The organism is Actinomycetospora sp. 2LY8.5 (assembly GCF_057180585.1).
Window position 1 is genome coordinate 24154 of the sequence record NZ_JBXUHE010000026.1, and the last position, 16929, is coordinate 41082.

General features: G+C 75.4%; 17 protein-coding genes. 6 read left to right on the forward strand and 11 right to left on the reverse strand.

Going from position 1 to position 16929, the window contains the following annotated elements:
- Positions 1-190: 190 nt before the first annotated feature.
- The 4 genes from AC2A1K_RS23560 to AC2A1K_RS23575 form a co-directional block, all read right to left on the reverse strand.
- Positions 191-643, reverse strand: coding sequence for a MarR family winged helix-turn-helix transcriptional regulator (locus tag AC2A1K_RS23560; RefSeq protein ID WP_483898841.1), 453 nt, complete (start codon positions 641-643; stop codon positions 191-193).
- Positions 644-825: 182 nt separating this feature from the next.
- Entirely contained in the window at positions 826-1197 is a 372-nt protein-coding gene (locus AC2A1K_RS23565) for a VOC family protein (RefSeq protein WP_483898768.1), read from the reverse strand.
- 167 nt (positions 1198-1364) lie between these two features.
- Complete coding sequence (locus AC2A1K_RS23570; RefSeq protein WP_483898769.1) at positions 1365-1958, reverse strand: TIGR03086 family metal-binding protein; 594 nt, start codon at positions 1956-1958, stop codon at positions 1365-1367.
- Between the two features lie 15 nt (positions 1959-1973).
- Positions 1974-2645 carry a DNA-3-methyladenine glycosylase family protein gene (locus AC2A1K_RS23575; RefSeq protein ID WP_483898770.1) on the reverse strand — a complete coding sequence of 224 codons (672 nt, stop codon included), beginning with the start codon at positions 2643-2645 and terminating at the stop codon, positions 1974-1976.
- Between the two features lie 62 nt (positions 2646-2707).
- Here AC2A1K_RS23575 and AC2A1K_RS23580 point away from each other — a divergent pair, with 62 nt between their 5' ends.
- Entirely contained in the window at positions 2708-4312 is a 1605-nt protein-coding gene (locus AC2A1K_RS23580) for a helix-turn-helix transcriptional regulator (protein WP_483898771.1), read from the forward strand.
- Between the two features lie 39 nt (positions 4313-4351).
- Here AC2A1K_RS23580 and AC2A1K_RS23585 read toward each other — a convergent pair whose 3' ends face one another.
- Positions 4352-5560, reverse strand: coding sequence for a L,D-transpeptidase (locus AC2A1K_RS23585; RefSeq protein WP_483898772.1), 1209 nt, complete (start codon positions 5558-5560; stop codon positions 4352-4354).
- Positions 5561-5783: 223 nt separating this feature from the next.
- Here AC2A1K_RS23585 and AC2A1K_RS23590 point away from each other — a divergent pair, with 223 nt between their 5' ends.
- On the forward strand, positions 5784-6488 hold the full coding sequence (locus tag AC2A1K_RS23590; RefSeq protein ID WP_483898773.1) for a response regulator transcription factor: 705 nt from the start codon (positions 5784-5786) through the stop codon (positions 6486-6488).
- Positions 6489-6546: 58 nt separating this feature from the next.
- Here the strand turns inward: AC2A1K_RS23590 and AC2A1K_RS23595 are convergent, their stop codons facing one another.
- Both AC2A1K_RS23595 and AC2A1K_RS23600 read right to left on the reverse strand, forming a co-directional pair.
- Positions 6547-7734 (reverse strand): LLM class flavin-dependent oxidoreductase, encoded by a 1188-nt coding sequence (locus AC2A1K_RS23595; protein ID WP_483898774.1) that lies wholly within the window; start codon positions 7732-7734, stop codon positions 6547-6549.
- A gap of 113 nt (positions 7735-7847) precedes the next feature.
- Positions 7848-9416, reverse strand: coding sequence for a HAMP domain-containing sensor histidine kinase (locus AC2A1K_RS23600; RefSeq protein ID WP_483898775.1), 1569 nt, complete (start codon positions 9414-9416; stop codon positions 7848-7850).
- A gap of 85 nt (positions 9417-9501) precedes the next feature.
- Between AC2A1K_RS23600 and AC2A1K_RS23605 the strand changes: the two genes are divergently transcribed.
- Positions 9502-11172 carry a S1C family serine protease gene (locus AC2A1K_RS23605; protein WP_483898776.1) on the forward strand — a complete coding sequence of 557 codons (1671 nt, stop codon included), beginning with the start codon at positions 9502-9504 and terminating at the stop codon, positions 11170-11172.
- A gap of 6 nt (positions 11173-11178) precedes the next feature.
- On the opposite strand, the gene AC2A1K_RS23610 is transcribed toward AC2A1K_RS23605, so the two are convergent.
- Genes AC2A1K_RS23610 through AC2A1K_RS23620 form a run of 3 tightly spaced genes read right to left on the reverse strand, consistent with a single transcriptional unit; the run spans position 11179 to position 13411 of the window.
- Positions 11179-11868 carry a class I SAM-dependent methyltransferase gene (locus tag AC2A1K_RS23610; protein ID WP_483898777.1) on the reverse strand — a complete coding sequence of 230 codons (690 nt, stop codon included), beginning with the start codon at positions 11866-11868 and terminating at the stop codon, positions 11179-11181.
- Positions 11865-12659 carry a TIGR04282 family arsenosugar biosynthesis glycosyltransferase gene (locus AC2A1K_RS23615; protein ID WP_483898778.1) on the reverse strand — a complete coding sequence of 265 codons (795 nt, stop codon included), beginning with the start codon at positions 12657-12659 and terminating at the stop codon, positions 11865-11867. Before AC2A1K_RS23615 ends, AC2A1K_RS23610 begins: the two co-directional genes overlap by 4 nt.
- A gap of 47 nt (positions 12660-12706) precedes the next feature.
- The gene (locus AC2A1K_RS23620; protein ID WP_483898779.1) at positions 12707-13411 is read right to left on the reverse strand and encodes a glycosyltransferase family 2 protein; all 705 of its coding nucleotides are present in this window, start codon (positions 13409-13411) and stop codon (positions 12707-12709) included.
- A gap of 173 nt (positions 13412-13584) precedes the next feature.
- Here AC2A1K_RS23620 and AC2A1K_RS23625 point away from each other — a divergent pair, with 173 nt between their 5' ends.
- Positions 13585-14964, forward strand: a complete 1380-nt coding sequence (locus tag AC2A1K_RS23625) for a hypothetical protein (protein WP_483898780.1) — start codon at positions 13585-13587, stop codon at positions 14962-14964.
- A 76-nt stretch (positions 14965-15040) separates the two neighbouring features.
- Here AC2A1K_RS23625 and AC2A1K_RS23630 read toward each other — a convergent pair whose 3' ends face one another.
- Positions 15041-16099, reverse strand: a complete 1059-nt coding sequence (locus AC2A1K_RS23630) for an NAD-dependent epimerase/dehydratase family protein (protein ID WP_483898781.1) — start codon at positions 16097-16099, stop codon at positions 15041-15043.
- 97 nt (positions 16100-16196) lie between these two features.
- On the opposite strand from AC2A1K_RS23630, the gene AC2A1K_RS23635 reads away from it, so the two are divergent.
- Together AC2A1K_RS23635 and AC2A1K_RS23640 are read left to right on the forward strand one after the other, a co-directional pair.
- On the forward strand, positions 16197-16715 hold the full coding sequence (locus tag AC2A1K_RS23635) for a MogA/MoaB family molybdenum cofactor biosynthesis protein (RefSeq protein WP_337705244.1): 519 nt from the start codon (positions 16197-16199) through the stop codon (positions 16713-16715).
- Positions 16716-16771: 56 nt separating this feature from the next.
- A complete protein-coding gene (locus AC2A1K_RS23640) occupies positions 16772-16900 on the forward strand; it encodes a hypothetical protein (RefSeq protein ID WP_483898782.1) in 129 nt (42 codons plus the stop codon).
- Positions 16901-16929: the final 29 nt, after the last annotated feature.

Consider the following 16929-nt stretch of genomic DNA (forward strand, 5'->3'; position numbering starts at 1 on the left):
CCGCCCTCCCGGTGTGGTGCTCGCGTTCGGCTGCGTTCAATCCGAGCACGTACTATCCGAGGACGCAATAGCCGGACGTGTCCCGAGACACGGACGTAACAGATCGCAGGCGGCGGCATCCTCCGTTCAGGCTACGAAGGAGGGCTCGTCGCCCCGTGGTGGTTGCCCCGCGTGCGATCAGGGGGCCGTGTCAGAGCTCGGGGCGCTCGGCGACCTGCTCCCACTGCTGTCCGAGATCGTTGAAGAGCGCCGCGAGGTGCGGGCGCTGCTCCTCCGGGCAGCCGGCGAGCAGGGCCTCATCGAGCGCGCGGGCGCGGCGGTTGGTCTCGGCGAGCGCCTCGACGCCCGCGTCGGTCAGCGTCAGGACCTTCGCGCGCGCGTCGTGGGGCGCCTCGTGGCGGGCGATGAGGCCGCGGCGCTCCATGCGCCGGCAGACGTCGGCCATCGTCGAGGTGTCCAGCGCGACCGCGCTGGCCAGCGCCGTCTGGTCGGCGTCCGGGTAGGCCCGCACGGCCGAGAGCACGGCGAACTGCGGGCCGGTGAGCACCGAGTCGACGTGACGGTTCCACGCGGAGAGGTAGGCCTGGTAGAGCCGCCGGGCGCCGTAGCCCGGCGCGGCCACGAGGTCGGCGGGCGGGTCCAGACGGGCACGGCGCCTGGCGTCCTTGCCCGTGCTGGTCGCGCCCGCCGGTGCCGTCGACCCAGCCGACCCAGCCCTCGTCGCCACTGTCCGCCCCCGTCCGTCGCGCCCCAGGTGGCCCTCGGGCCACTCCCCGCTCCTCGGATAATACGTACTCGGAACGATTGACGGGGGTGGATGCCGTCTCAGCCGGGCAGGGCCGCGAGTCCGACGACGTTGCCCTCGGGGTCGGCCAGGTGCCCGACCACGAGGCCCGACGGGGCCGTGGCGGGGCCGAACACCCGGTGCCCGCCGAGCTCCTCGGCCCGCGCGAGCGCGGCCTCGACGTCGTCGACGGCGACGTAGAAGCGCGTTCCCGGGGTGTGGTCCGGACCGCCGGCGACGCCGCCGGGGATACCGCCCTCGGGGGCGGTGACGTGGTACGTGCCGGGGTCGGAGATGCCCGCGGCGACGGTGCTGGGCTCGTCGAACTCCCAGGCGAAGAGCTCGCCGAACCAGCGACGGAGCGCCGCGGGGTCTCGGCCGGTGATCTCGAAGTGGACGACGGGGCGGGCCATGGTGGGCGTCCTTCCGGTGTGGTGCCTTTCGTGGTGGGACGCGCCCCGGGCGCCCGACTCATCGCTCAGGCGTCCACCTCTTCGAGGGCCAGGCCCGTGCCGCACGGGCCGAGGAGGCCGACGTCGAGACCGAGCGGCAGGATCGGCAACGCCGCACCACCCGGATCTCATCGGACGAGACGTCCGTGCGGGTCGCGGCCGAGCCAGCCGACCAGCCGCTCGTACGGCCCGGCGCCGTCGCCGACCGCGACCGGCGGGCCGAACGGGATGTCCCCGCCGCGCGGCTCGGCGGGCAGCACCCGGCGGGCGGTGTCCTCGACGGCCAGGGCGAGCTCGTCGTCGAGACCCTCGGTGCGCCCGGTCGCCGCGCCGAGGTCCCACGCGTGCACGGTGAGCTCCTGGACGTACCCGAAGCCGACGATACGGCCGGGCATGGTGCCCCAGGGCACGGTGAGCACGCGGTCGAGGACCGTCTCGTCGTGCACCCACACGCGGTCGACGTCGGCGCGGGCGGCGACGATCTCGGCGGCGTGGGCGCCCGGCGCGACCTCGGGCAGCGACGCGATGTCGGCGAAGTGGCCGCCGGCGCCGACGTGGGCGATGCGGCGGTGGACGCCGACGAGGTGGTCGAGCAGGGCGCGGACGCCCCAGTCGGTGCACGGGGTGGGGCGGTCGAGGGCGTCGGCGGGGGTGGCCGCGACGAGCTCGCCGATCTGGTCGAGCGCGCGGGTGAGCAGGGCGCGGGGGTCGGGAGCGGTCATGGTGATCTCCTGTTCTCAGTCGTGGTCTTCCGGGCGCGCCACGCGCAGGAGCAGCGCGACCCAGGTGCGGTAGGGGCGGAGCTCGTCGATGAGCTCGTCGATGAGCTCGTCGAGCGCGTCGTCGAGACGGCGTCCGTGCACGCGGGCGAGTGCCGTGCGGCAGCGGGGCTCGCCGGCGGGCCACTCGTCGACCAGGCCGCAGGCGCGCAGCCAGACGAGGGAGGCGGAGAACGCGCCGATGCCGCGCAGGCGCTGGAGCGCGGCCCGGGCGCCGTCGGGTCCGAGCGCGCGCAGCCGGTCGACCTCGAGCTCCCCGGCCAGCGCGGCCTCGGCGACACCGTGCAGGCGGCGCACCTTCTCCTCGGCGAGCCCCGGGAGCGCGGTCATCGCGAGCAGGGCCTCGGGGCGCGGGAACGCGTCGACCTCGCCGCCGCCGACCGTGAGCCGCTCGCCGTGCGCCGCCGAGAGCCTGCGGACGATCGCGCCCGCCTGGCGCTCGCCGATCCGGGCCGAGACCACGCCCCACGCGGCGGCCTCGTAGGCGCCGCCGAACAGGGTCGGGCGCAGCCCTGGGTGGGCGGCCATGAGCCGACCGATCGCGGGGACCCGGCGGCCGACGAAGGCGCGGGTCTGCTCGAGGTCGAACGGACCGAGGGGATCCAGCACGTGGGTGGTGGGTGCGGTCATGGGAGCAGCATGCGACCCCATACACGACACCTGTTGTCGTGATTCTGGGGCATTCTCGACACGTGCGCTCGGACCGCCTGCTCGCGACGCTGCTGCTCCTGCAGACCCACGGCCGCCTGCCCGCCCCCGAGATCGCCCGGCGTCTGGAGGTGTCGACGCGGACCGTGCAACGCGACGTGGAGGCACTCTCGTCGGCCGGCGTGCCCGTGTACTGCGAGCGCGGGCGGCGCGGCGGCGTCGCGCTCCTCGAGGGCTACCGCACCGACGTCACCGGGATGACCGACGACGAGCTGCGCGCGCTCGTGGCGCTCGGGGCGTCCACGGACGGCCCCAACGACGGCACCGCGCTCGGGACGGCGCTGGCGTCGGCGTCGCGCAAGCTGCTGGCGGCCGTGCCCGAGGCGCGCCGCGACGGCGTCGACCGGGCGCGGCGGCGCCTACTCGTCGAGCACCAGGGCTGGCGGCGCGCGCCCGAGGACCTGCCCGCCCTGCCCGCGCTCGACGCCGCGCTGGTCGCCGACGCGCGGGTTCGCATCCGCTACGCCACCGGCGACGCGGCGGAGGCGACGTGGCGCACCGTCGACCCGTACGGGCTGGTCAGCAAGGCCGGTACCTGGTACCTCGTGGCCGCCCACCGCGGCCGGCCGAAGATGTATCGGGTCAGCCGGGTCCGCGACGTCGCCGCCACCGGGACGCCCGCCCGCCGTCCCGACGAGCGGGGCCTCGCCGAGGTGTGGGCCGAGCTGCGCGACCGGCTGCAGGCGCCGACCGACGAGGTCGACGTGCGGGTGCGCGTCGACCCGGCGTGGGCCCCGACGCTGCGCCGCGTCGCGCTCGCCGTGCAGGCGGGACCCTGGAGAACCGTCGAGCGTTCCGAGGGCGTCGAGGACGACGGCCGTGAGGTGATGACCGCACCGTTCCGCTCGCTCGTCGCCGCGCGCGCCGGGCTGCTGGGCTACGGCGAGGCGGTCGAGGTGATCGAGCCTGCCGAGCTCCGCGAGGAGATGGCCGACGCGGCCGCCCGCGTGGTGGCGCTCTACGCGGTCGCCCCGGATCGTGTCACAGCGGCCTCGCCCCGATTAGGGTCACGCGCCATGACGAGCGTGCTGGTGACCGGTGGCGGCTATCGACTCGACGAGGTGGCGGATGCCATCCGGGCGACCGGTGCGGAGACCACGGTGGTCGACTCGCTCGACCGCCTCGGCGAGGCGGTGGCCGGGCGGTCCTTCGACGCCTACGTGCAGCTCCCCGTGGCCATGACCCCGCGCAGCGGCAGTCTGGTCTCGCGGGTCGAGCAGTTCCTCTCGGAGGGGCTGCTCAGCCGCTTCCGCGCCGCCGAGACCGTGCTGCCCGCGCTGCACGACACGTCGACGGTCGTGCTCGTCGGCGGGCAGACGAACATCGACGTCGACGCGCCCGACGACCAGGAGGCGCGCACCGCCCTGATGCGCGTGCTCGCCCACGCCCTGCGCGCGGAGCGGGCGCCGGGCCACCTGCGGGTGCGCACGGCCGGCCCCGAGTGGAGCGGCGCCGACATCGCCGCGAGCCTCGACGGCGGCTCGCCGTCGGCGACCCCGTCCGAGCAGGCCGCCGACCGTCAGGCGATCGGCAAGGCCTACGCCGACTGGCGCGCCGAGGTGCTCGGGCTGGTCCGCGTCGAGTTCTAGCTGCTCGCGCCGAGTGGGTGCGCGCCACGGCGCGGGTCGTCACGCCAGGGCCGAGCCCCGGCGGTACTCCTCCCACGGGATCGTCCAGTCGGCGATGTCGCCGTCGCGCGTGGTCAGCGGGCGGCTGGAGCCGACGATCTCCACCGGGTCGCCCATCTGCACCCAGTCGTAGAAGAAGCGGCCGTTGGCGGGCGAGAGGTTCACGCAGCCGTGCGAGACGTTGCGGCGGCCCTGGGCGCTGACCGAGTCCGGGTTGACGTGCACGAACTCGCCGTTGTTGGAGATGCGCACGGCCAGCGGCAGGTTCTGGTCGTAGAAGCCGGGCTGCCCCTCGCCGGGCCCGCCCCACGTGTCGGAGCGCATGCGCTTGACCTCGTGCTTCTCGAACGCGACGTGGACGCCGTACTGCGTCGGGTAGATGTCGCGGCCGTACGACGCCGGCAGGCTCCGCAGCTCCTGGCCGTCCTGGTAGAGCACGAGCGTGTGGGCGTTGACGTCGCCGCGGGCCCGCTGGTCGCGGCCGACGGTGAAGGAGAAGGCGCGGTCCTCCTCGCCGAAGACGCCCTGGCCGCTGTCGACGCCGAACAGGCGCGCGTTCACCGACACCTGTGTGCCCGGCTTCCAGTACTCCTTCGGGCGCCAGTTGAGCTGCTCGTCGGACATCCAGCGGAACGAGCCCTCGGTGGGGATCGAGGTCTGCACCGACACCCGGCGCTCGACGGCGGCGCGGTCGGTGACGGGCGCCTCGAAGGTGATCGAGATCGGCATGGCGATGCCGACGGTCTGCCCGTTTGTGGGGCGGATGCTCGCGATCTCGAGGGTGTCCTCGGGCGCGACCGTGCGGAAGGTCTGGTCCAGCGGGGCGCCGGGGTGGCCCGCCTCGTCGACGCCCGCGGCCTGCACCCGGTACTCGGTGCCGTAGGCGAGCTGCGGGCTCGTCCAGCGCGTGCCCGACAGGTCGGGGGTGCCGGCGAGCGCGGCGCCACCGGTCGGGGTGACCGTGACCGAGGTCAGGCGCCCGCCGGCGGCGGACACGACCAGCGGGTCGGCCGGGGCGACGTCGACCGCGCCCGGCGCGACCGAGGCGGCGAGGGCGAGCGGCGGCACGGGTGGGGGCGGCGGAGCGGTGGCGCCACCCGCACACCCACCGAGCAGGGCGACGATCGCGAGCAGCACGACGAGAGGGACGGCCGTCCTCCGGTCGAGCCCTCGACCCCGTGCCGGGCGACTGCGCTCCGTCCTCGACACACCCATCTCCTCATCCCGATCCGGGAGATCCTGGCCTGGACATCCTCCCTGAGCGAGACGCCCCGGGACCCGGCGCGGTTGCGTGTCGCTCATGTCGATCCGACAACGGACAACTCGGGCCGGAGTGTCGCCACCGTGTGTCGCGATCACGCTGGGCCGGACGGGTGGGGTTGGTGAGCGGCGGTCTCAGCACCGTCTCAGGCCGTCCGGCCACACTGAGAGCATGCGGATCCTCGTCGCGGACGACGACCGGGCGGTGCGCGACTCGTTGCGCCGCTCGCTGGCGTTCAACGGCTACCAGGTCGAACTCGCCGCGGACGGGCAGCAGGCGCTCGACGCCCTGGCCGACGAGACCGGGCCGCGGCCCGACGCCCTCGTCCTCGACGTGATGATGCCGAGGGTCGACGGGCTCGAGGTGTGTCGCCGGCTGCGCAACGCGGGCGACGACATCCCCGTGCTCGTGCTCACCGCCCGCGAGGCGGTCTCCGACCGCGTCGCCGGCCTCGACGCGGGTGCCGACGACTACCTCGCCAAGCCCTTCGCCCTCGAGGAGCTGCTGGCGCGCCTGCGCGCGCTGCTGCGCCGGACCTCGCCGGACGAGGAGTCGGGCGCGCCCGACCCCGAGCCGCTGCGCTTCGCCGACCTCTCGCTCGACCCCGTCACCCGCGACGTCCGCCGCGGCGAGCGCCCGATCAGCCTCACGCGCACCGAGTTCTCGCTGCTCGAGCTGTTCATGGCCAACCCGCGCCGCGTGCTCACGCGCAGCCGGATCCTCGAGGACGTCTGGGGTTACGACTTCCCGACCACCGGCAACGCCCTCGAGGTCTACGTCGGCTACCTGCGCCGCAAGACCGAGGCCGAGGGCGAGGCCCGCCTCATCCACACCGTCCGCGGCGTGGGCTACGTCCTGCGCGAGACCCCGCCGTGACGAGCATGTGAGCACTTTCCGGGCCTATAGGCCCGGAAAGTGCTCACATGGGTTCGGGCTACGTCGAGGCGACCTCGGCCTCGTACTTCTTCGTCATGTGGTCGACGGCGTCGAGCTGCGTGGCCGCGAACTCGTCGCGCCGCAGGCCCGCGCGCTCCTTGGCGGCCTGGGTCGACTCGGCGTGGCTGCGCCCGCCCCAGGTCGTGCCCTGGAAGTGTGGGACCACGTTCTGGGCGATGAGCTCCCACGACCGCTTCGTCGCCTGCGGGTTCGCCCACTCGTGCCCGAGCAGCAACATCGCGCCGAAGCCGCCGGACTGGTCGGCGAGCCGCTGGACCTGGGCCTTCGCGTCATCCGGCGTCCCGATCGCCCCGACGCCGGCCTCGTTGATGAAGTCGATCATCTCCTTGAGGTCGCCGCCCTCGACCGCCATCTGCGGGAACGCCGCGGTCTTCTGGAAGTAGCGGAACCAGTTCTCGATCCCGTACTCGACCTCGCGGTAGGCCTGCTCCTTGGTCTCGGCGATGTGCATGAGACCCACGAGCCGCCACTTCTCGCGGTCCGGCGTCGGCTGCCCGTAGTGCTGGGCGCGCTCCTCGACGACGTTCCAGTGGTGGGCGAGCGCGTCGAACCCGTCCTGGGTCAGCGTCGCGCCGATCGAGAGCAGGCCCACGCCGTGCCGGCCGGCCATGCGCGGCCCGGTGGGCGACGCGACGGCCGCGACGGCGATGTCGAAGCACGGCTCGGTGTAGGGCCGCAGCTGCAGCTGGGCCTCGACGAGGTTGTGGGTCCGGGTCTGCTCGGTGACGACCTCGCCGCGCAGCAGCCGCATGATGATGTCGAGGTTGACGTCGAGCAGCTCGCGGGTGTCGGTCGGGTTCAGCCCGATCATCGCCGAGTCGCTGGGCAGCGAGCCCGGGCCGACGCCGAGCATCGAGCGCCCGCGGGTGAGATGGTCGAGCAGGACCATGCGGTCGGCCACCCACAGCGGGTTGTGGTAGCTCGCCGACGTCACTCCGGTGCCGAGCTTGATCCGCCGGGTCCGCTCCGCGGCGGCGGCGATGAAGATCTCCGGGGACGCGATGATCTCGCTGCCCGCCGAGTGGTGCTCGCCGATCCAGGCTTCGTCGATGCCCAGCGCGTCCAGGTGCTCGACCAGCTCCAGGTCGCGCTGCAGAGCCAGGGTCGGGTTCTCACCGGCGCGGTGGAACGGGGCCAGGAACGTGCCGAAGCGCAGTCTGCTCACAGGTCTTCTCCTCGCCGTCTCTGTCCGACGAGGCGACCGTAAGCCGGGTCACAGGGACACGTACAGCCCCGGTGACGCTCCGTGAAGGTCTTGTGGAACGTTCACCGTCGGTGTCATCTCCTGGGCATCCAGAACCGCAGGAGCGCGCCGCCCTCGGGCGCGCGGCGGGCGGAGACGCCGCCGTGGTGGCGGTCCGCGACCTGGGCGACGATCGAGAGCCCGAGCCCCGACCCGCTCATCGTCCGCGCGTCCAGCGAGCGGTAGAAGCGCTCGAAGACCAGGTCGAGCTCCTCGTCGGCGATGCCCGGGCCCTGGTCGGCCACCTCGAGCACCGCCGTGCCCGGACGTTCCGGGGCCACGCCCTCGCGCAGGGTCACCCGCACCCGCCCGCCCGGCGGGCTCCACTTCGCGGCGTTGTCCAGCAGGTTCAGCGTGAGGCGCTCGAGGGCGTTGGCGTCGCCGGTGACCTCGCACGACGCCAGGTCGACGTCGAACGTGACGTTCTCGGCGGTGGCGCGCCGCCGAGCCCGGTCCAGCGCGCGCTCGACGACGTCGGCGAGGTCGAGCGGCTCGGCGGCGACCTCCGGTGGGTCGTCGCGGGCGAGCTCGACGACGTCGCCGATGAGGTTCGCGAGCTCGTCCACCTGGGCGCGCAGGTCGGCCTGGAGCTCCTCGCGGTCCTGCGCCGAGAGCGTCGGCGCGCCGGGCCTCCCCGACGCGCGGTCGGAGGCCATGAGCAGCTCGAGGTTGGTGCGCAGCGAGGTCAGCGGCGTCCGCAGCTCGTGCCCGGCGTCGGCCACGAGGCGGCGTTGTCGCTCGATCGACGACGCCAGCGCGGCGAGCATCGCGTTGAAGCTCCTGGTGAGGCGGGCGAGTTCGTCGCCGCCGGTGACCGGGATGGGGCGCAGGTCGCCGGTGCGGGCGACGCGCTCGGTCGCCGAGATCAGCCGCTCGACGGGCCGCAGCCCGGCCCGGGCGATGGCGACGCCGGTGAGCGCGGCGAGCAGCACCCCCGAGGCCCCGGCGACGATGAGGACCACCGCGAGCTTCGACAGCGTCCGCCGCGTCGGCTCCAGCTCCTGGGCGAGCACGAGCGCGCGGCCCTCGCCCGCGTAGACCGCCACGACCCGGTAGATCTCGCCGTCCGCCACGCCCGTGCGCATCGAGGTCGCCGGGTCCTGGCGCGCCGCGGACACCTCGGCCGCGCCGAGCGGCGGGCTGTTGCCCCGCAGGGTGACGAACTCCCCGTCCGAGGTGACGATCGCGACACGCACCTCGCCCGCCGCGAGGGCGTCGGAGGACACACGCAGCAGGATCTGGGGATCGGCGAGGTCGCCCGACGCGGCCACCGTCGCGCGCTGGACGAGGCTCTCGTCGAGCTGGTCGTAGAGCGCGCGCTGGGCGGTGAAGAACACCGCGACCGAGATCAGCGCGACGAGCAGCCCGCCGCCGACCGAGACGAGGATGCCGACCCGCCGGCGCAGCGGGATGCCCTGCAGGAGGTGCCGGATCAGTCCGGGCGGGGGGTCCTCGTCGTCGCCGACCGGCGCGGGCCCCTCGGCCTGCGCGGCCGTGGGTGTGCCGAGCGGAGCGCCTGTGCGCCCGTCCGTGCCGACCGTCGCGGGACGGTCGTCGGGGACCGGGGAGTCCTCGGTCGGCGCGGCGGGTGCGGGACGTTCCACCCCACCAGCTTCCCCCGTCGGCGCACGGGCCGGGAGCGGGACTCCGGGCGACGCGCCCGGACGGTCGATGCGAGAGGGTTGGGACATGAGCGAGAACGACGCCGCGCCCTCCGCCCCGGACGGCTCCGGCCCCGCCGGGGCCGACACGCCCGGCGGGTCGACGTCCGCCTCGCCTGGCCCGTCGTCCAGCACGTCGTCCGCCGCGCCGTCGTCGCCCGAGAGCACCGGTCCCGGCGGCGTGCGCTGGGCCGAGGGCACCGGCCGGGAGTACGACACGGCGCGCGTCGGCACGACCGAGGGCGCGACGTCGTACAGCGCGCCCACGCAGGCCCCCACGCAGGCCCCCACCCCGTCGCCCGCCCAGGCGCCGACCCAGCCCCCCACCCAGGTCCCCTCCGGCCTCGGCCAGCCCCCGTCCTCGGCGGGTGCGACGGCCGCGTTCGGTGCCGTGCCGTCCTACCCGGTGACCGCCCCTCAGACCCGCGAGGCGCCCGTCGTGCCGGGGTTCGCGCCGCCGACGTCAGCGGGCGGTCCCACGACCGGCTGGGGCGCCGCCTCGCCCGGACCGGCGACCCCACCCGGCGGCTGGCCCCGCGACCCCGGCGCGGGGTGGGGCGGGGGACCGGGTGGCCCCGGAGGACCCGGAGGAGCCGGCGGATCCGGACCGGGCGGTCCGGCACCGCGGCGTCGCGGCACCCTCGGGCTGGTCGCGCTCGCGCTCGTCGCGGGGCTCATCGGCGGCGCGCTCTCCGCCGTGGTCGTCGGCGGGATCGGCGGCGGGTCGTCGAGCTCCTCGCAGGGCACCGCCCTCGACGAGCCCGTGCCCGAGAGCGAGGGCCCCGCCCCCGCGCCGGGGTCGGTCGAGGCGGTGGCGGCCACCGTGCTGCCCAGCGCCGTCCAGATCCGCGGACAGGCGGGCGAGGGATCCGGGATCGTGCTCTCGGCCGACGGGCTGATCATGACCAACAACCACGTGCTGCAGGCGGGCCAGGGCAGCGGGCTCGAGGCGATCTTCTCCGACGGGCGGGCCGCACCCGTCCAGGTCGTCGGCACGGCGCCCGCCGCGGACATCGCCGTGGTGCGCGCGAGCGGCGTGAACAACCTGCGTGCGGCGAGCCTCGGCAACTCCGACCAGCTGGTGCAGGGCCAGCCCGTGATGGCGGTCGGCTCGCCGCTCGGGCTGTCCGGCACGGTGACCACCGGTATCGTCAGCGCGCTGCAGCGGCCCGTGGAGGCCGGCGGGTCCGGCGCGGGGCAGAGCAGCGTCCTCGACGCGATCCAGACCGACGCCGCCATCAACCCCGGCAACTCCGGCGGCCCCCTCGTGGACTTCGAGGGTCGCGTGATCGGCGTGAACACGGCGATCGCGAGCGTCACCGGCGGCTCGGGCCAGGAGGGCGGCTCGATCGGTCTCGGGTTCGCGATCCCGATCAACCAGGCGCGCCGGCTCGCGACCGAGCTCGTCGACACCGGCCAGGCCACACAGGCCGTCATCGGGGTCAGCGTCGCGAACGCGGCGCCCCGCGGCGCGGCCATGGCGGACGTGGCTCCGGGCTCGCCGGCCGCGACCGCCGGGATCGCGGCGGGAGACGTCGTCGTGCGCGTCGACAACCGGGTCATCGAGGACGCCAGCGCGTTCGTCGCGGCGATCCAGTCGCGGGCGCCGGGTCAGACCGTGACGCTGACCGTGCAGGCGCCGGGTGGCACGCGGGAGGTGCCGGTGACACTGGGCAGCAGGGTGATCGGCGGGCGCTGAGCCTCGTCAGACGGCGCCGAGCTCGACGAACACCCGGGCGCCGTGGCCGGCCTCGCTGCGGGCGACCACCGTCAGCCCGGCCTCGGCGGCCACGTCGTCGACCGCGTGCGGGCCGAGCACCGCCCACGGGAACCACGGCGCCTCGGAGAGCGTGTCGAGCGCGGGCTCGTCGAGGCACTCGAGGTAGGCGCCGCCGCACCACAGGCCCGCGTCGTGCTCGAGCTCGAGCAGGATCGTGCCGCCGTCGGCGAGCAGGGCGCGACATCGGCTCAGGAGCGTCACCGGGTCGCCGCCGATGCCGATGTTGCCGTCGGCGAGCACGACGTGCCGCCAGCGTCCCTCGCCGGGCAGGCGTTCGAAGGCGTCGCGGTGCAGCACGGCGGCGCCGCGCTCGAGGCAGCGCTCGACGGCCTGCACCGAGACGTCGACGCCGAGGGCGGGCACGCCCCGGTCGGCCAGCGCGACGACGAGCCGGCCGGGCCCGCAGCCGAGGTCGAGCGTGGGCCCCGAGCAGCGGGCGAGCAGCCAGCCGTCGTCGGTGTCGGCGTCGTCGTGCCAGCGCTGCACGGCCAGGGGGAGCACGACGCCGTCGTGGCGGACCAGGCGGTGGCGCCGGCCCGCGAGCGCCGCGTCGAACACGGTCCCGGAATCGGCCGGGGCGGTGACCGCGGCGGGTGGCGCTGTCGTGCGGGTCATCGTGTGAGGCCTCCGGGGACGACGGGGAGAGGCAGCGCGGCGGAGCTCGACCCGCTGGGCGGGGGACGCAGCACAGCGGGGCTCGACCTCGGAACGGGGAGCACGTCCGCGACGGCGCGGGCGAAGCGGCCGGTGGGAGCGAGGTCGGCGACGGCGGCAGCGTCGTCGGGGGTGTCCACGTCGGACAGGGGCGGCAGCTCGAGCACGTGGCCGGGCGTCAGTCCTGCCCGCAGCTCGGCGAGGGTGCGGGCGCCGGTGTCGTGGCGGGACGTCGGTACGTCGGCGACGAGCGCGGCCCGGCGCGGGTCGGCCAGCGCGAGCGCCCACCAGCCTCCGTCGAGCGCGGCCCCGAGCGCGGCGTCGGCGTCGGCGGTGACGAGGTCGAGCGCGGCGGCGAGCACCGCCGGGTCGACCTGGGGGGTGTCCATCCCGATCTGCACGCTCACCGCGCCCGGGAAGGTGTCGGCGACGTCGTCGTGCGCGGCGGTGATCCGTTCGCCGAGGGTGTCGCCGCGTTGCGGGACGACGACGGCGTCGGCGAGCGCCGCCACGATCTCGTCGCGGCGCTCGCCGTCGGCCGGGTTCCCTTCGAGGGCGACGACGACCCGGGCGTCGCGCACGGCCCGCGCGGCGTCGAGGGTGTCGAGCAGGGCCGCGGCGGCGATGCCCGCGGCACCGGCCGGTGTCGTGGCCGTCGTCAGCCGGGTCTTCACCCGGCCGGCGACGGGTGCCTTCGCGAGGACGAGGACGACCCTCGTGACCGGCGCGCCGGTCGGGACAGTGGTCCGCATGGTCCGCGCGTTCGTGCGGGGTCACGTGATCGGTTCGACCCCGGCGGTCATCGGGCGGTGCCCCGCGCGCCGGGCGCGGTGGACGGTGCCGATCCGGTCCGGGTGACCGCCTTCGACATGTCGCGGACGGCGCGCACGGTGCCCTTCACCGAGCCGGACACCTTCGACCGGCCCCCCGCCCGCGGGCGGTAGGCGACGTCGACCTCGTGGACGCGCCAGCCCGCGGCGCCGGCGCGGATGAGCAGCTCGAGGGGGTAGCCGAAGGCGCGGTCGGTGATCCCGAGGTCGAGCAGCGCCCGGCGCCGCGCCACGCGGACCGGGGCGATGTCGCGCACCGCCACCCCGCGGGCGCGCATCAGGCCGGAGAGCACGCGGTTGCCGAGCCGTGCGTGCCACGGCCAGACCCCGCGGGCCTGGGGCACGCGTCGGCCCACGACGAGGTCGGCGCCGGTGTCGAGCAGTAGGTGCACCATCGCCGGCAGCTCGGCCGGGTCGAGGGAGCCGTCCGCGTCGATCACCGCGACGACGTCGGTGCGCGTCGCCTCGAGCCCGGTGTGCACCGCGGCGCCGTAGCCCGACCGGGACTCGTGCACCACGAGCGCGCCGAGCTCTGCGGCGATCTCGGGGGTGCCGTCGGTCGAGCCGTTGTCGCAGACGACGGCGTCGAAGCCCTCGGGCAGGGCGGCGAGGACGCCGGGCAGCGCTTCCGCCTCGTCGAGACAGGGGAGCACCACGTCGACCCGAGCTTCCATCGTCGTCACGCTATGAGTTCGGCTGTTTCCTCGCCGTGCGAGGGCTGCTCCCGGTGTCGGAGGGTGGCGTGCTCCGTCGTGACGTGTCCGGTCAGCCCCGTCCGGGCGGCTCACAGCGTCTCGACGGACCTCCTCACCTCGAGATCACCGCGCGTCCGTACTGTCCGGCGGCGATGACCACCGTGCTGCGGGGCCGGTCGGGACCCGCCGGCGGGCCGCCCTCGAAGTCGCGGCCCCCGCTGCGCCCGCGGGGCGACCTGCTGGCCGTCCTGGCCGCTGCGCTGCTGGTCACGGCGTCGTCGGTGGTCGGATGGCGGCTGATCGACGCCGGGGTCCCGGTGCTCGTGGGGTGGCCGCCGCTCCTGGCGGTGTGGCTCCCGCACGTCGGTCCGGGGACCGTGCCGGCGGTTCTCGTGGCCCTGCTCGTCGCTCTCGGTGGTCCCGCGGTGGCCCGGCGCCTGCGCTGGGGCCCGCTGCTCGCGGTGGCCGCCGTCGCCTCGACGGCGTGGACCTTCGCGCTGGCGACGATCGACGGATGGATGGTCGGGGTCGCCGAGCGGCTGGCGACGCCGACCGAGTACCTCGCGGAGATTCCTCGCACGGGCGACCTGTCGGTCTTCCTCGCGACCTTCGCCGACCGGATCGCCGGACTGACCCCCGACACCCTGGTCACGCACGCCTCCGGGCACCCGCCGGCCGCGACGATCTTCTACGTCCTGCTCGACCGCGCCGGCTTCCCGGGCGGCGAGTGGGCCGGCGCGGTGACCGCCGGCCTCGGAGCGACCGCGGTCGTCGCCGTCGCGCTCACCGTCGCCGCGCTGGGTGACCGCGACCTCGCCCGCGCCTACCTGCCCTTCGGCGTGCTCTTCCCCGGCGCGGTCTGGGTCGGCGTCTCGGCCGACGGCATGTTCGCCGCGATCCTCGCGTGGGGGGTGGCCCTGCTCGCGCTCGGCGCAGTGCGGCATGGCGTCGGCGGGCACGTCCTGTGCGTCCTGGGCGGGGTGGTGCTCGGCCTGTCGCTGTACCTGTCGTACGGGTTCGTGCTCGCCGGGCTGCTGCCCGTCGCGGTGGCGCTGCTGAGCCGGCGCGTGGCGCCGCTGCTGACCGGCGGGGTCGGCGCGGCGGCGGTCGTCGCCGCGTTCACCGTGGGCGGGTTCTGGTGGTACGAGGGCTACGAGCAGGTCACGGTCCGCTACTACCAGGCCGGCGAGTACGGGCTGCTGCGTCCCTACGAGTACTGGGTGTGGGGCAACCTCGCCGCCGTGGTGCTCGTGCTCGGGCCCGCGGTGATCGCCGGGATGCGCCGCGCTGCCTGGCGGCCCCGCGCCGCGCCGCTCGTCCTGGTGGCCCTCGCCGCGGCCGGGCTCGCCGCGGTCCTCGTCGCCGATCTCTCGGGGCTCTCGAAGTCCGAGGTCGAGCGGATCTGGCTCCCGTTCGCGGTATGGGTGGTCCCCCTCGCGGTCCTGCTCCCGCGCCCGTCGTGGCGCTGGTGGTTGCTGGCTCAGGCGGTGCTGGCGCTCGCGGTCAACCACCTGCTGGCGACGGTCTGGTAGCGCGCCCGTTTGTTCGCAGCGAACGCGCTGTTCGCTGCTTCTTCGCGCACGAAGTCCCCGTTGATCACGGGGACGGTCAGCCGACGGCGTCGCGCAGCGGATCGGTGGCGAAGGCGGCGATGCCGTCGGCGAAGCTCGTGCGGGCGCGGAAGCCGAGGAGGTCCGCGGCGCGGGCGGGGTCGGCGGTGATGTGGCGGACGTCGCCGGGCCGGGCGCCGCCGACGATCTCGGGTGCGGGGCCGCCCATGGTGTCGGCGAGCGTGGTGGCGAGGTCCCCGATCGTGCGGACCTCGCCGGAGCACACGTTCACCGGCACGCAGCGGCCCTCGGCGGCCGGCGTCTCGAGGGCCGCGACGTTGGCGGCCGCGACGTCGCCGACGTGCACGAAGTCCCGGCGCTGGCGCCCGTCCTCCATGACCCGCGGGGCCTCGCCGCGCTCGAGTGACGAGCGGAAGATCGACGCGACGCCGGCGTACGGGGTGTTCTGCGGCATCCGCGGGCCGTAGACGTTGTGGTAGCGCATCGCCCAGACCCGCCCGCCGGTCGCGCGCGCCCACGCCACGGCGAGGTGCTCCTGCGCGAGCTTCGTCGCCGCGTAGGTGCTGCGCGGTTCGAGCGGGGCGTCCTCGGGGACGAGCTCGCCGTCGAGATCGCGCTCGCACCGGGGGCAGGGCAGGTCGTAACGGCCGGCGTCGACGTCGCCCTGGCGGCGCATCGGCGGCGGCACGATCCCGTGCTCCGGGCACGAGTAGCGGCCCTCGCCGTAGACGACCATCGAGCTCGCCATCACCAGCGCGCGGTGCCCCGAGCGGTACATCGCCGCGAGCAGCACGGCGGTGGCGACGTCGTTGTTCTCGGCGTAGTCCGGGGCGTCGTTCGGGTCGACGCCGTGCCCGACCATGGCCGCCTGGTGGCACACCGCGTCGACCTGGGGCAGGAGCCGGTCGAGCAGCCCGGCGTCGCGGACGTCACCCCGGACGAGCTCGTAGCGGTCGAGCCACTCCGGCGCCGTGCCGGCCGCGTGGGCCTGGGGCAGCAGGGCGTCGAGCAGGATCGGGGTGTGGTCGCGCTCGGCGAGGAGGTCGGCGATCCGCGAGCCGATGAACCCGGCACCGCCCGTCAGGAGAACGCGCACCGGGGCACGCTAGCCCGCCCGCCGGTGCTCGCCGTGACGTGCCCGCGCCGCGCGTCCGCTTCGTGCCGCTCGCGGAGCCACGACTACCTTGGCGGGCATGGAGAACCAGCCGCTGCGCGGCGGCACGGAGGAGTTGCTGGGACGCGCCCTCGTCGTCGTGGTCGACGACCGCGTCAGCCGGGGCGAGAGCGCGGACTCGATCGGGCCGCTGGTCACCGAGCTGCTCGGTGAGGCCAACCTGGTGGTCGACGGCACGATCGTCGTGCCGGGCGAGTCGGTGGCCATCCGCAACGCCCTCAACACCGCGGTGATCGGCGGTGTCGACCTCGTCGTCACCGTCGGCGGCACCGGGGTGTCGCCCCGCGCCGTCACCGCCGACGCGACCGCGGGCGTGCTCGACCGCCCGATCCCGGGCATCGCCGAGGCCATCCGGGCCTCGGGCCTCGCGGCGGGCGCCGTCGACGCCGGGCTCTCGCGCGGTCTCGTCGGTGTCTCGGGCAGCACCCTCGTCGTGAACCTCGCGTCCTCGCGCGCCGCCGTCCGCGACGGCATGGCCACCCTCACCCCGATGATCTCCCACGTGATCGCCGAGCTGTCGGGCATGGAGGAGCACTGAGCGAGGAGGACCGGCGGCGGGCGGCGCGGCGGGCGGCGATCTTCGGCGACGACCCCGTGGCGTCGTCCGACGAGCGCGACCCCGGCCGCGACGCCGACCCCGACCCCGGCCTCGGCTCCGACCCCGACCAGGCCGCCCGGCGCCGCTACGAGGACGAGCGCCCGCCGCACCACGACCGGCCCTGACCGTCTGCCCCTGACCGTCTGCCCCTGAC

Coding starts and splice junctions, on each gene's coding strand:
- AC2A1K_RS23620 (WP_483898779.1), bottom strand. CDS start 13,411: ATGGAAGCTCGGGTCGACGTGGTGCTCCCCTGTCTCGACGAGGCGGAA.
- AC2A1K_RS23565 (WP_483898768.1), bottom strand. CDS start 1,197: ATGGCCCGCCCCGTCGTCCACTTCGAGATCACCGGCCGAGACCCCGCG.
- AC2A1K_RS23610 (WP_483898777.1), bottom strand. CDS start 11,868: ATGACCCGCACGACAGCGCCACCCGCCGCGGTCACCGCCCCGGCCGAT.
- AC2A1K_RS23615 (WP_483898778.1), bottom strand. CDS start 12,659: ATGCGGACCACTGTCCCGACCGGCGCGCCGGTCACGAGGGTCGTCCTC.
- AC2A1K_RS23570 (WP_483898769.1), bottom strand. CDS start 1,958: ATGACCGCTCCCGACCCCCGCGCCCTGCTCACCCGCGCGCTCGACCAG.
- AC2A1K_RS23625 (WP_483898780.1), top strand. CDS start 13,585: ATGACCACCGTGCTGCGGGGCCGGTCGGGACCCGCCGGCGGGCCGCCC.
- AC2A1K_RS23575 (WP_483898770.1), bottom strand. CDS start 2,645: ATGACCGCACCCACCACCCACGTGCTGGATCCCCTCGGTCCGTTCGAC.
- AC2A1K_RS23605 (WP_483898776.1), top strand. CDS start 9,502: ATGAGCGAGAACGACGCCGCGCCCTCCGCCCCGGACGGCTCCGGCCCC.
- AC2A1K_RS23635 (WP_337705244.1), top strand. CDS start 16,197: ATGGAGAACCAGCCGCTGCGCGGCGGCACGGAGGAGTTGCTGGGACGC.
- AC2A1K_RS23590 (WP_483898773.1), top strand. CDS start 5,784: ATGCGGATCCTCGTCGCGGACGACGACCGGGCGGTGCGCGACTCGTTG.